At 72.7% G+C, this 12,944-nt stretch carries 13 protein-coding genes and 1 tRNA gene; 10 read left to right on the forward strand and 4 right to left on the reverse strand.

The window, feature by feature from the left end; translation table 11 throughout:
- Nucleotides 1-204 precede the first annotated feature (204 nt).
- The 5 genes from AB0J08_RS04715 to AB0J08_RS04735 all read left to right on the forward strand — a co-directional run bounded on the left by AB0J08_RS04715 (nt 205) and on the right by AB0J08_RS04735 (nt 5,383).
- Nucleotides 205-900 carry a TetR family transcriptional regulator gene (locus AB0J08_RS04715; protein WP_360627340.1) on the forward strand — a complete coding sequence of 232 codons (696 nt, stop codon included), beginning with the start codon at nt 205-207 and terminating at the stop codon, nt 898-900.
- 238 nt (nt 901-1,138) lie between these two features.
- Nucleotides 1,139-2,539 carry a chloride channel protein gene (locus AB0J08_RS04720; protein WP_360626874.1) on the forward strand — a complete coding sequence of 467 codons (1,401 nt, stop codon included), beginning with the start codon at nt 1,139-1,141 and terminating at the stop codon, nt 2,537-2,539.
- Between the two features lie 164 nt (nt 2,540-2,703).
- Entirely contained in the window at nt 2,704-3,720 is a 1,017-nt protein-coding gene (locus AB0J08_RS04725; protein WP_360626877.1) for a DUF2278 family protein, read from the forward strand.
- Between the two features lie 109 nt (nt 3,721-3,829).
- The gene (locus AB0J08_RS04730; RefSeq protein ID WP_360626880.1) at nt 3,830-4,111 is read left to right on the forward strand and encodes a hypothetical protein; all 282 of its coding nucleotides are present in this window, start codon (nt 3,830-3,832) and stop codon (nt 4,109-4,111) included.
- Nucleotides 4,112-4,159: 48 nt separating this feature from the next.
- Nucleotides 4,160-5,383 carry a hypothetical protein gene (locus tag AB0J08_RS04735; RefSeq protein WP_360626883.1) on the forward strand — a complete coding sequence of 408 codons (1,224 nt, stop codon included), beginning with the start codon at nt 4,160-4,162 and terminating at the stop codon, nt 5,381-5,383.
- Nucleotides 5,384-5,387: 4 nt separating this feature from the next.
- On the opposite strand, the gene AB0J08_RS04740 is transcribed toward AB0J08_RS04735, so the two are convergent.
- Nucleotides 5,388-5,747, reverse strand: coding sequence for a zinc ribbon domain-containing protein YjdM (locus AB0J08_RS04740; protein ID WP_360626886.1), 360 nt, complete (start codon nt 5,745-5,747; stop codon nt 5,388-5,390).
- A 228-nt stretch (nt 5,748-5,975) separates the two neighbouring features.
- On the opposite strand from AB0J08_RS04740, the gene AB0J08_RS04745 reads away from it, so the two are divergent.
- The gene (locus AB0J08_RS04745) at nt 5,976-6,419 is read left to right on the forward strand and encodes a hypothetical protein (RefSeq protein ID WP_360626889.1); all 444 of its coding nucleotides are present in this window, start codon (nt 5,976-5,978) and stop codon (nt 6,417-6,419) included.
- A 576-nt stretch (nt 6,420-6,995) separates the two neighbouring features.
- Here AB0J08_RS04745 and AB0J08_RS04750 read toward each other — a convergent pair.
- Nucleotides 6,996-7,080: transfer RNA gene (locus AB0J08_RS04750), tRNA-Leu, on the reverse strand.
- Between the two features lie 292 nt (nt 7,081-7,372).
- On the opposite strand from AB0J08_RS04750, the gene AB0J08_RS04755 reads away from it, so the two are divergent.
- From AB0J08_RS04755 to AB0J08_RS04765, 3 genes are all read left to right on the forward strand, one after another.
- Nucleotides 7,373-8,719, forward strand: coding sequence for a M20/M25/M40 family metallo-hydrolase (locus AB0J08_RS04755; RefSeq protein ID WP_360626892.1), 1,347 nt, complete (start codon nt 7,373-7,375; stop codon nt 8,717-8,719).
- Nucleotides 8,720-8,976: 257 nt separating this feature from the next.
- Nucleotides 8,977-9,222, forward strand: coding sequence for a chaplin (locus tag AB0J08_RS04760; protein WP_360626895.1), 246 nt, complete (start codon nt 8,977-8,979; stop codon nt 9,220-9,222).
- 391 nt (nt 9,223-9,613) lie between these two features.
- On the forward strand, nt 9,614-10,387 hold the full coding sequence (locus tag AB0J08_RS04765; RefSeq protein ID WP_360626897.1) for a chaplin: 774 nt from the start codon (nt 9,614-9,616) through the stop codon (nt 10,385-10,387).
- A gap of 374 nt (nt 10,388-10,761) precedes the next feature.
- Here AB0J08_RS04765 and AB0J08_RS04770 read toward each other — a convergent pair whose 3' ends face one another.
- Nucleotides 10,762-10,971: a DUF5703 family protein gene (locus tag AB0J08_RS04770; protein WP_037846781.1), complete on the reverse strand. Its 210-nt coding sequence runs from the start codon at nt 10,969-10,971 to the stop codon at nt 10,762-10,764.
- 331 nt (nt 10,972-11,302) lie between these two features.
- Here AB0J08_RS04770 and AB0J08_RS04775 point away from each other — a divergent pair, with 331 nt between their 5' ends.
- Nucleotides 11,303-11,908: a hypothetical protein gene (locus AB0J08_RS04775; RefSeq protein WP_360626899.1), complete on the forward strand. Its 606-nt coding sequence runs from the start codon at nt 11,303-11,305 to the stop codon at nt 11,906-11,908.
- A 344-nt stretch (nt 11,909-12,252) separates the two neighbouring features.
- Here the strand turns inward: AB0J08_RS04775 and AB0J08_RS04780 are convergent, their stop codons facing one another.
- Nucleotides 12,253-12,813, reverse strand: a complete 561-nt coding sequence (locus tag AB0J08_RS04780) for a cysteine hydrolase family protein (RefSeq protein ID WP_360626902.1) — start codon at nt 12,811-12,813, stop codon at nt 12,253-12,255.
- Between the last annotated feature and the right edge of the window lie 131 nt (nt 12,814-12,944).

Consider the following 12,944-nt stretch of genomic DNA (forward strand, 5'->3'; position numbering starts at 1 on the left):
GAAGATCACGCAGATCTACGAGGGGACCAACCAGGTCCAGCGCATCGTGATGGCCCGCAACCTGCCGTAGCGGGTACCGGCGGGGTACCCCGGCACCCCGCCGCACACGTTGGCTCGGCTGTTCGAAGCCGGTGCTATGTTCCGGGAATGAGCGAGAAGGAAGAGCAGGACCAGCCCATGAACGACGGTCCGCCGAAGCCGGCGATGCGTGAGGCGCTCGTCGCCGCCGCCTTCGAACTCTTCCTGGAACGCGGCTTCGAACAGACCACCGTCGACGACATCGTCTCGCTCGCCGGAGTCGGTCGGCGCTCCTTCTTCCGCTACTTCCCGGCCAAGGAGGACGTGGTCTTCCCCGACCACGAGCGCAGCCTCGCCGAGATGACGGAGTTCCTGGAGTCCGGCACCGGTGAGGAGGACCCGGTCCGGCACGCCTGCGACGCCGCCCGCCTCGTCCTGCGGATGTACGCCGAGCAGCCGTCCTTCTCCGTCCAGCGCTACCGGCTCACCCGCAAGGTGCCCGGCCTGCGCGCGTACGAGCTGTCGGTGGTCTGGCGCTACGAGCACATGCTCGCGCACTACCTGCGCGGGCGTTTCGCCGAGCGGCCCGACGGGGCGCTGCGCGCCGACGTGATCGCGGCCGCGGTGGTCTCCGCGCACAACCACGCGCTGCGCACCTGGCTGCGCTCCGGCGGCGAGAGCGACTGGATCACCGAGGTGGACGCGGCGATGGCCTTCGTCACCGGCACCTGGAGCGACCGGCCGGCCGAGGGCACGGCGGACGGCGGGACCGAGGCGGACGACGTCGTGGTGCTGGTCGCCAGCCGCCGGGCGCCGCTCTGGCGGATGGTGCAGGGGATCGAGAGCGCGCTGGAGGAGTCCCGGCAGGTCCCGCAGGCGTGACTCGCCCGCCCGCGTGCGGCCGCCCGGCGCGCCTGCCGGGCCCCGTCCGCGCGCCCGCGGGGCCTCGGCGGCCGACTCCGGGGGCCGTCGGACCGGGTCCTGACGACCGCTCACCCGTACGGCGCAACCCTCCCGGGGGCGCGCCGTGCCGGGGCGCGGGCGCCGGGGCCCCGGGCGAGACTCGGTCCCAGGACGGGACCGGGCAGCGGCCGGCTCCGGGGAGCGCGGAGGAGCGGGCATGCCTGAGCAGGCCGGGCAGCGGAGCAGCGGCCCCGACGCCGTGCGCGCGCTGCTGCTGAAGAAGGGCTACCTGGCCCTCCTGCTGATCTCGGCCCTCGTCGGCATCCCGGTCTCGCTGGCCGCGTTCGGCTTCGTCAGCCTGGAACACGAACTCCAGCACTGGGTCTGGGAGAGCCTCCCGGACGCGCTCGGCCTGGACCGCGCGCCCTGGTGGTGGCCGCTGCCCGCGCTGCTGCTCGCCGGGCTGCTGCTCGTCCCGGTCGTCACCTGGATGCCGGGCCGGGGCGGCCACATCCCGGTGGACGGACTCGGCGGCCCGCCCATCCTGCCGAAGGCCGTGCCCGGGGTGGTGCTGGCGGCCCTGGCCTGTCTGCCGCTCGGTGTCGTGCTCGGTCCCGAGGCGCCGCTGATGGGCCTGGGCAGCGGCCTCGCCCTGCTCGCCGTCCGGTCCGTCTGGCTGGCCGCCAAGCCCCAGCTGGGACCGGTGCTCGGCGCGGCCGGCTCGGCGGCGGCGATCTCCACCATCTTCGGCAGCCCGCTGGTCGCCGCCGTGCTGATCATCGAAGCGGCCGGGCTCGGCGGCCCGCAGCTGACGGCGCTGATCCTGCCGTGCCTGCTGGCGAGCGGCATCGGCGCGCTGGTGTTCACCGGCTTCGGCCACTGGACCGGGCTGTCGATCGGCGCCCTCTCGCTGCCCTCGGTGCCCGCGTCCACCGTTCCCGATGCGGGCGACTTCCTCTGGGGCATCCCGGTCGCGGTCGTGGTCGCGGCGGTCTGCGTGACCGGCCGCTCCCTCGGCGCGCAGGTCAAGGGGTACGTCACCGGCCGGCCGGACCGGCCCGCGCCGACCGTGCGGGCGACGGCCGTCCGGACGGTGCTGTGCGCCGTCGCGGTCGGCGCCTGCATCTGCGCGTACGCGCTGCTCACCGGGCGCTCGCCGGAGGAGGCCGCGCTCTCCGGGCAGATCACCCTCGCCAACCTGGCCGCCGACCCGGCGTCCTGGCCGGTCGGTGCGCTGCTGGCGCTGGCGCTCTGCAAGGCGCTCGGCTGGGGCATCGCGCTGGGCAGCCTGCGCGGTGGCCCGATCTTCCCGGCGCTCCTGATCGGCGCGGCCGTCGGGGTGGCCTGCGGCTCGCTGCCCGGCTTCGGCTACACCTCGGGCCTGGCCGCCGGCCTCGCCGCCTCCGGCGCCGCGGTCACCCGGTTGCCGGTCACCAGCACCGTGCTCGCGTCGGTACTGCTCGGCGCCGACTCCGCGAACGCGATGCCGCTGCTGATCGTCGCCTCGGTGACGGCCTTCGTCGTCGCCGAGACGCTCCACGCGCTCGGCCGGCGCCGGGCGGTCGCGCGGCCCGGCGGCCCGGCACCGGCCGAGGCCGCTCGACCGACGGGAGGGTGAGCCGGCCGCCCCCCGGTGGCCGGCCTTCGTGGCCGCCGGCGTTCCGGCAGCCGGTTCGGGCGGACAACAGGTGAACATCCGTCGATTCGCCGGCGCCGGGCGCCCCGGGTACGGGACAACGGAGTGCGTTCCCGCCACCGAACCCTCCGAAGGACACCTCATCCATGCCCCTCAAGAACTACGGCGTGCTCGCCGCCACCGCTGTCGACCGGCGCCGTGAGGACAGCACCGACACCCCGCACTACCAGATCCACCTCCGCGACGCGGCCGGCACCGACTACCGGGCGGCGGTCAACGTCGAGTCCCAGCAGGCCCCGTCCGAGCTGCTCCACATCGTCGTCGACGACTTCCGGCACCCGCTCACCGGGCTGCTCCCGGCCGCCGGCGGCGGCTGGACCGACCTGTCCTCGAAGCCCGGCACCGCCGCGCTGGACTTCATCCGCGGCAACCTCTTCGACCCGGCCGCGCTGCGCGTCCTGCCGCCCGGCCTCCCGGGCGCCGACAACGACCTCGCCGATCTGCTGGACCACTACGTGGGGCGCGCGATCAACGACCCGGCCGCCGCCGTCTACGTGATCGGCCAGCGATTCGGCCCGGAACCGGGCGTCCCCGACAAGGTGTTCGGCTTCCGGCCCGGCAACGGCGTCCACGACATCCACATGAACCAGGGCAACAGCGGCCGGTTCCACTCCGACAACGGCGTCTACCAGGACGGCGGCCTACTGATCCACCTGCCGGCCGAGAACCGCTGGGTCGCGGTCTTCCTCGCCTTCCAGTCCCAGGCCTGGCACACCGACGACACCACCGGCCAGCCCCTGCCGGGCACGCCGCCCCGTCCGACCGACCCGACCGGCCACGACGCCCCGCTGCGGATCGTCGCCGCCCTGGTCAACCCGATCGGTCCGGCACCCGAGGAGGAGACCGTCACCGTCCTCAACAGCTCGGCCGCAGCGGTCGACCTGACCGGATGGCACCTCGTCGACCAGTCCAAGGCGCGCCTCGCCCTGCCTGCCGTGCCGCTGGCCGCCGGCACCGCCCTCACCGTCCACGCCGCCGACGGTTTCACGCTCGGCAACCACGGCGGAGGCATCACCCTCCTGGACCCCAGCGGGCTCAAGGTCCACGGTGTCGCCTACACCGCCCGCCAGGCCGCCGCCGAAGGCCGGACGATCACTTTCTGAAGGCGGCCCGGGCCGTCCCGGCTCCCGGTCGCCGCTCCTGGCCCCGCCCGCGGTCGCCCATCCGGGTGAGCCCCGGATTCACCGGCCGCGGCCGGGGCAACCTCGCTGCGTGACCACTTCCACTCCCCGCCGTCGGCGCCGCCGCCCGGCCGCCCCGCACCGGACGCCGGCCCCGCCGCACACCTCCGCCCCGTCCACCGTGCCCGGTCCGACCACGCCGGTGTCCCCACGCTGCCCCGCTCCCGCCCCCGTCTCGGCCACCGCTCCCGTCTCCGCCACCGCGACACCGCGCTGCTGCGCCGTCTCCACCACCGAACACCGTTCGCTCGGCGGCACCATCATCCGCACCCACCGCCACCACCCGGCCTGCCCCGTCTGGACGGCCCGTTGACGGGCCGAAGCCCGTCGGTCGGCCGCTGCGGTTTGCTTGAATGACGGGGTGACGAGCAGCGCCGGATTCACCGAGGACGACCTGAGCGGGCTGGCCGGGCCGCGCTCCTTCGAACGAGGTCTGGGCTACCGGGACGCGGTCGCCGAACTCGACGTCGGGGCACAGCGGTTCACCGCCGTCGTGAGCGGCACCGAGGCCTACGAGGTCGTGCTGGAGGTGGACGAGGAGTACGGGCTGTCGGGCGAGTGCGACTGTCCCTACGGACTCGACGGCAACTTCTGCAAGCACTGCGTCGCGGTGGGCCTGGTGGTGCTGGAGAAGTGGCACGAGCTGCCCCGGCTCAAGGCCGAGGGGAGGGCCCGGGCCGGCGCCCTGGCGTCCTGGCTCGACTCGCGCTCGCGGGAGGACCTGCTGCTCCTGGTGCGCGAACTGATGGACGGTGACCGGAGCCTGCGCCGCCGCCTGGAACTCCGGGCCGCGACCGCCCAGGCCGATCCCGCCCAACTACGGGCCCGGATCGCCGATCTGCTCGCGGTCGGCCGCTTCAGCCGGTACGGCTACGTCGAGTACGCGGACGCCCAGGCCTACGCGCTCCAGGCCGGCGAGGCGGTGGCAGCCGTCCGCGCCCTGACGGCGGAGGGGCAGGCCGAGCAGGCGGTCGCCCTGGCCCGGGAGGCGATCAGGCTGCTCGGCCGCTCCTACGACCGGATCGACGACTCCGCCGGGTGCGTCGGCGGTGTCGCCGCCGATCTCGACGAGGCCCACATGGAGGCGTGCCGGGCAGCGCCGCCGGACCGGACCGAGCTGGCCGAGTGGTTGGTCGACCGGCTGCTGGGCGACCACGACCACCTGCTGGAGGCCGAACTGGGCGACTACCGCGACCTCCTCGGCGGACCGGGCCTGCGACGGGTCCGGGAGAGGGCGGAGGAGGCGAGCCGGCGCAATCCGTCCGGCTGGGCCGAGAAGCACCTGATGGGGCAACTCGCCAAGGCAGAGCGCGGCCTCAAGTCACCCCTGCCGGCCCAGCTCGGCCGCGGCGGCGCCGGCCGGGACGCCGAGGCGCTGGAGGGGTACCGCCGGGCGATCGAGCGGCTCAAGCCGCTCACCGGCGACGGCCCCTACCGGGAGATGGCCCGGCTGCTGCTCGAAGCCCGGGCCTGCCACCGGGCCCTGGGAACGGAGGCGGCGTTCGCGGACGACCTCGCGGCCCTGAAGGCCGAGCAGCGGCGCAGGCGCAAGCTCCTGACGATCCTCGACGAGCACGGCCTGTGACCGCTCAGGCCTTCTTGACCACGCTCGACTTGAGCTGCATCGGGCCGAATCCGTCGATCTTGCAGTCGATGTCGTGCCCGTCGACGCCGTCGACCAGGCGGATGTTGCGCACCTTGGTGCCCGCCTTGATCCCCGAGGGGCTGCCCTTGACCTTGAGCGCCTTGACGACCGTCACCGTGTCGCCGTCGTTCAGCACGTTCCCGACAGCGTCTTTGATCACCCGATCCCCGGCGGCAACCCCGTCGGGGCCGTCACTCTCGGCAGGCGTCCATTCGTTCCCGCACTCCGGGCAGACCATCAGCGCGTCCATCGCGTAGGTGTACTCACTGGAGCAGCGGGGGCACGGAGGCAGGTTCTCGTTCATCGACTCATGGTATCCGAGCCCCCTAAACGCCCCGCCACCTGCGCAGATCCGTTCCGAGGCGCCCCCTGGCCCACCCGGTCGCAGCGAGCCCTCACTTCGTGTACGGGCGTGCGACAGGCTGAATCGCTCTGAGGTCGGTGGGTGACTTTGAGTAACGTCGGCTTGGTGCACAAGGACGGGAAATGGCACATCTACGGGGAGGTTCTTCCCCGGTGAAAGGGCTGATCGATGAGTGAGGACGGGGGAAGTCACCTCCTCGGCGAAGACATGCAAATGCGGTTGGTAGAGGGCGGGCCAGTCGACTACACCTTCCGGACCGACAAGCCCGTCGAGTACGTGGCGGTCGCCAACGAGGCCAACGGCATCCTTGGTTACCTGTGGGCCTGCGACGCCGACGACGCCGCCGGCTGGGAAGGAAGGCTCGCCGCTGGCGCCATCGCGATGAATGGCAGCAGGTACTGGTACGGAAGGCTGCGGGAGGCCAAGACCCGTGGGCTACAGCCGTCACTGGCCTTGGCCGAGTTGTCCACCGACACCGAAGGCGGGTGGTCGGGGCACCTCGTCCCCGGTTCGCGGGCAATAGCAGCGAGCGTCTCCGAACTGCGGGAGAAGGCCCGCGACGGTTGGGAGCCGCCTTCGCCCGCCCCGGCGCCACGTGGTCGAGGTCGCTGAGTTCCACCCGTCTCCGGGGTGGCCCCGGAGATCCTCCGGGGCCACCCCGGGAGGTCGATGTTCCTCAGCCCGGGGTGCGCGGGCCTTCGGCAGCTCGCCGGAGATCCCGGAGGGGGAAGGCGAGCGATGTCGGGCTCACTGGGTTGAGACGCAGGTCCAGCCCTGCGGGCGCCGTGGCCGGATCACGGCCCGACATGTGAACGATGCGCGCCCAGTGCCCTGGCGCACGGCTCTGCGAGGTGCATGCGTCCACGCCGTCCTTGCCATTGGCTCCGGTCGTCATGTTCAGCAATGCGACACCGGCCGGTTGCCGCCCCGCTCGTAGTGGAGGTAGCCGTCGCTCCGTCCCGCTCACTAACCCCCTGAACCCTGGTCCACTTACAGTCGCGACGAGCCTACGCGTCCACCGGTGGCGGTGGTGGCCGCCGCCGGGGTGGAGGGGAAGCGCGACGTGGTCGGGGACGGATCCGGGTGGCCGGGCCCCGCACTGTCGTAGGACCCCGCGCAACGCAAAATGCGGGTCAGGATTGCTCCTGACCCGCATTGCTCTCGCCGACCGCGTCGACGATCCTGCTGTGTCCGAGGGGGGACTTGAACCCCCACGCCCGATAAAGGGCACTAGCACCTCAAGCTAGCGCGTCTGCCATTCCGCCACCCGGACCGGGTGTTGTCTCTTCGGCCTCGTCGGCCGCGCTGACAGATGTAACTGTAGCAAAGATCGGCTTGAGCTCCCAAAACGGCTGTGGACCGGTGGGCGGGGGCGGTGACCAGGGCAAGGGGAGCTCTGTGGCGGGGGTGTGACCAGGGGGTTTCGCGCCGTTTCCGGGGACCCTGCGGGGTGGATACGGGTGAGGGGCTGGGGGAGGATGGGCGGACGTGCTCGTACGGCCCGGGTGCAGGTCCCGGGGGTGGCGCGCTGGCGCGTCGGTGCGGGGCTGAGACGAGGAGTGACCGTGAGCGAGCGGAGCGAGTCGGCGGCGGGGCGGGCGGTGGCGCCGAAGGTGACGGCCGAGTCGGAGGTCGCCGAGATCTGTCGCGACCTGATCCGGATCGACACCAGCAACTACGGTGACGGCTCGGGCCCGGGCGAGCGCAAGGCCGCCGAGTACGTGGCGGAGCAGCTCGCGGAGTTCGGTATCGAGCCGCAGATCTTCGAGTCCGCCAAGGGGCGGGCCTCGACGGTGGTCCGGATCGAGGGCGAGGACCGTTCGCGCCCGGGCCTGCTGATCCACGGGCACACCGACGTCGTGCCGGCCAAGGCGGCGGACTGGACGCACGACCCGTTCTCCGGCGAGATCGCGGACGGGTGCGTCTGGGGGCGCGGCGCGGTCGACATGAAGGACATGGACGCGATGACGCTGGCCGTCGTGCGCGACCGGCTGCGGACCGGGCGCAAGCCCCCGCGCGACCTGGTGCTGGCCTTCGTGGCGGACGAGGAGGCGGGCGGCACGTACGGCGCCCGGTACCTGGTGGACGAGCACCCGGACCTCTTCGAAGGGGTGACGGAGGGCATCGGCGAGGTCGGTGGTTTCTCGTTCACCGTCAACGACCAGGTGCGGCTCTACCTGGTGGAAACGGCCGAGAAGGGCATGCACTGGATGCGGCTCACGGTCGAGGGCCGGGCCGGGCACGGGTCGATGGAGAACGACGACAACGCCATCACCGAGCTGTGCGAGGCGGTGGCCCGGCTCGGGCGGCACACCTTCCCGCTGCGGATCACCAAGACCGTCCGCGCCTTCCTGGACGAGCTGTCGGACGCGCTCGGCGTGCGGCTCGACCCGGAGAACATGGACGAGACGCTGCGGGTGCTGGGCGGCATCGCCAAGATGATCGGCACCACGCTGCGCAACACCGCCCAGCCGACGATGCTCGGCGCCGGCTACAAGGTGAACGTGATCCCCGGGCAGGCGACCGCCCATGTGGACGGGCGCTTCCTGCCCGGCTACGAGGAGGAGTTCCTGGCCGAGCTGGACAGCGTGCTGGGCCCGCGCGTGAAGCGCGAGAGCCTGCACTCGGACAAGGCGATCGAGACCAGCTTCGACGGCGCCCTGGTCGAGGCGATGCAGAGCGCGCTGCAGGCCGAGGACCCGATCGCGCGCGCCGTGCCGTACTGCCTCTCCGGCGGGACGGACGCCAAGTCGTTCCAGGACCTCGGCATCCGCTGCTTCGGCTTCGCGCCGCTGCGGCTGCCGCCGGAGCTGGACTTCGCCGGGATGTTCCACGGTGTGGACGAGCGGGTGCCGGTGGACGGGCTCAAGTTCGGCGTGCGGGTGCTGGACCGCTTCATCGACGCCTGCTGAACGACCGTCCCGCCACGTGGGACCGCGGCCCGCTCCCGGGAGTCCGGGGGCGGGCCGCCCGCATTGTCCGAGCTAATGATTTGGGACAGTGAAATGGAGATCGAGAGAAACGATTCTGCTGGAGTCCACTGATCGACTGCCTGTGCGAGTCATCACCGTTGCGGGTGAATGGAGAAGAGTCTCCGTACCCCGTTTGCCACACCGTCGTTCACTCCTATGCAGCCCGCCGAACGGGTTGCGTTGCTCATACAGGAGGAATGATGAAGGTCAAGAAGATCGCCGCTGTTGCCGCTGCCACCGGTGGCCTGGTGCTGGCCGTCGCGGGTGTCGCGTCCGCCCACGGCGGCGCCGCCGCCGACGGTGTGGCCGCCGGCTCCCCGGGCGTGGTCGCGGGCAACCAGGTGCAGATTCCCGTGCACATCCCGGTGAACCTCTGCGGCAACACCGTCAGCGTGATCGGCGTGCTGAACCCGGCGTTCGGCAACCACTGCGCCAACTTCTGAGCCGCGCCGCTCGCTGAGCACGCGATGACCGTGTGATCGGTCGACGGGTCGACCGGCCGGTGTTCCACCGGCTGACAGGTCGACGGGCTGATCATCGGATCGACTCACTTGGCCCCCGGGTGGCGGACGCGCCACACCGGGGGCGCTTGTGTGTCCGGAGCCGCTCGGCGGCGTGCAAGCGGCCCGGTGGCAACCTTTCGGCGCCGTGTCGCTCGATCGGGTGAAGTGGGTTCGTTCGGCTCAACCTCTCCGCTTGCGCCTCGTTGTCCCCTGTGCACTCGAAGACCTTGCTCGTTGTTCGGAAATTCCGATATTCAGTAGGTCATCACGTCGTCTCGATACGTCAGGGGAAATAATGAGGAATGTAGCCAAGAAGGGGCTCCTCACGGCTATGGCCACCGGCAGTGTCCTGGCCTCGACCGCCGGCTACGCCTACGCGGGCGCCGAGGCGCAGGGGGGCGCCGTCGGTTCGCCGGGCGTGGCCTCCGGGAACTCGGTGCAGGTGCCGGTCGAGGTGCCGATCAACGCCTGCGATAACACCGTCGACGTGATCGGCGTGCTGAACCCGGCGTACGGCAACCACTGCGCCAACGTCAGCGGGCACCCCGGCGCCGGCGCCGGCCAGAGCGCCTCGGGCGCCTCCGCCTCCGGCTCGGCGGCCGGCTCGCCTGGGGTGGCCTCCGGCAACAGCGTCCAGGCGCCCGTGCACGTCCCGGTCAACGCCTGTGGCAACTCCGTCGACGTGGTCGGCGTCGGCAACCCGGCCTTCGGGAACGCCTGCGGGAACGAGGGCCCGGCCGTGTCGCCCCCGCCCGCCCAGCCGGACGAGGACTGCCCCGAGGAGCACGGGACGGGCGGCCCCTCCGCCACCACCCCGGCCGCTACCACCCCGGCCGCTACCACCCCGGCCGCTACCACCCCGGCCGCCACCACCCCGGCGAAGACCACCGGTACGAGCGCCCCCACGGGGACCACCGCGGCCGGCGGTGGGCAGAGCGGTCAGGCCGTACCGGCGTCGGCGCGCACGGCCGCCCCCGAGACGGCCGGGGGCGGCCAGCTGGCCTCGACCGGCGCGGGTGGCACCGAGCTGCTCGGTGCGGCCGGCCTCGCGCTGCTGCTCGGTGGAGGCGTGCTCTACCGCCGCGCCCGCGCCGGCGCACGCTGAGTGGAGGCCGCACGCCCGGCGAGGCGTCTCCGCGCCGGGTGAGGTGGTCGCCGGAGGGGATCGCCGCCTGAGTCGGCACCCGTGCTGCCGCCGGATCCCGGGCGGGCCGGGTGCGGCACGTGCCTCGGTAGGCGCGGTGCGGGCCCCAGTGGGGTGAGCCGTGTGCCCGCGGCCGTCGGTCGGACATCGAACGGACGGTCGCGGGCGCCGGAGGCCGCGCTGCGACGACAGCGGGCGCCCACGAGGACGGCCCACGGACCTGCGCAGCACGCAGGGCCGCGCGGGGCGCGGCGCACGCGCGGTCATGTACCGATCCGACGGGTGAGGAGCCGGGGGCGCGCGGGGGGTCCGAACCGATCAGCGCGCGGGGCGCGTCACCAGCTCCGGACCTGCCGGATGATCCGCCGCCGCAGCAGCACCGTTCGGCTTCCGTCCGGGAACAGCCGCAGTCTGTCCAACTCCCAATGCCCGTATTCGGCATGGTCGGTGAGCAGTTGGCGCGCCGCGTTGCGGGAGGTGCCGCGCGGCATGCGCAAGGACTGGTACTCGTACTCCGGCTGCCGGACCGGCTTCGGTGGGGTCAAAACGCTCCTCCTGAGGGACACCTGCGGGCAAGCCTACGGCCTGCCTCCGACAACGGGCCCGGGTATTTTCGGCCGCCCTTCCGGCAGGCCCTCCACCCGCGCTGCTGACAGTGCATCAGTTCAGCTTCCACTGTGGACGGGATACCCCGATCGCAGCTCGCGGAAGCCGTGGGCGAACGGCCCGGCGGCGCCGGATACCTGCGCCCTGCGCGGGCGTGCGCGAGTACAGAACCACGCGGATCGGACATCAGGGGGGAAGTTGCGGTGAAATCGCGGGTGTAGGTGACAACCGCTGTGCGTACCGACACCGCGGGGAGATAGCGTCTGCACCATGTCTGATGCCGCGCAGCCCACCATTGCCGAGGTACGCGCCGCCGCCGAGGCGGTCAAGGCCGCCATCGACCGTCATCTGGAAGCGGTGTCAAGCCCCAGCGCAGCGGACGATCCCGCTGTGTTCGCCGCCTACGAGCAGCTCGCGACGGCGGCCATCGCCTACGACCAACTCCTCTACGAGGTCTACGACGAGGTCACCCCGTTCGAGGTCCCCGGGGACGAGGGGCCGGGCGGGTACCACGGCCCCGAGCAGCCCGAGGCGATCAGCGTGCTGATCCGCCGCGACTACCACGTCGTCGACCCGAAGCGGCTGCGCGCCCAGGCCGAGCGGCTGGACGACACGCTGACCCCCGGCGGGGGCGCGGCGGGCGAGGTGAACGCGGCCATCGGTGTGCTGTTCGGTGAGTACGAGCCGGACGAGATCGCCGCCCGGAGCGAGGAGTTCGGCCTGGAGGAGGGTGACTCCACGCTCTGGGTCGCCGCCGCGGAGCCGACCGAGCCGGGGGAGTGGCTGCCGGAGCCGTTCGAGCACGCGGACCCGCAACTGCTGATCTGCCGGTTCGACGTCAGCGAGGTCTACGACGACGAGGACCCGGACGACTGACCTGGCCCTGTGTCGTCCCGCCCTGCCGCCCGCTCCCTGCCCCCGGGCGGCAGGGCGGTGGCCTGACCGGGAGCTCGGCGGCCGGGTGATCCGCGACGGCGGGCGCGCGGCGGAGACCGCCACCGCGGTGAAGAGCGGGCCGGCGAGCCCGAGTGCGGCGGCGGCGCGGAGACGCTGCCGCGAGCGCATGGTTTCGGACGTTTCCTGTCGGGGAGCGACTCGGGGGCGCGAGAGCAGGGTGGCCAGTGCCTCGACGCGCTCCCCGAACGCTGCCGGCCTGCCCGCCGCCCGCCTATCCGCCCGCCCGTCCGCCTATCCGCCCGTCCGCCCGCGTGGTGCGGATGTCAGGACGCGGCGCCGAAATCGACGTCCTCGGTGGCGACCGTCCCGGCCGTCCGCCCGGGCGCCGTCTGGTACGTCCAGTACAGGTTGGTGTGGGCGATGACCTGGGCCGGCGGCGGCGCACCCCAGGCGGTCTGGTCCTCGGTGGTGTGGGCGTCACGGACCAGGATCGCGTCGTAGCCCCGGACGAGGGCGCCGTGCAGGGTCGAGCGGATGCACTGGTCGGTCTGGGCGCCGACGACGACGAGCCGGCCGACGCCGAGGCCCGACAGCACCGTCTCCAGGGTGGTGTCCTCGAAGGAGTCGCCGTAGTTCTTCCCGACCAGCGGCTCGGTGTCGCCCGGAGCCAGCTCGGGGACGATCCGCCAGCCGTCGCTCTCCCGCACGAGGTCCGCGTCGGAGTGCTGGACCCAGACGACCGGGACCAGTTCGCGGCGGGCCTTCGCGACCAGTCGGCCGATGTTGGCGACGACCGCGTCGCGTTCGTGCGCTCCCTCGACGACGCCGTTCTGGACGTCGATGACGAGCAGCGCGGTGTGCGGGCGGTCTTCGAGTGTGGTCATTGGTCTCCCCTTGCCCGTAGCGGGGCCACGAGTGGTGGCCTGGGAGCACGGTAGACCGCCCCCCCCTGACAGTGCCGGCCGGGCAGCCCCCGGGGTGGTCCGGTCGGCGAAGCGCCTCGCCGACCGGACCA

This window comes from Kitasatospora sp. NPDC050463, from assembly GCF_040655255.1.
Lineage (GTDB): Bacteria > Actinomycetota > Actinomycetes > Streptomycetales > Streptomycetaceae > Kitasatospora.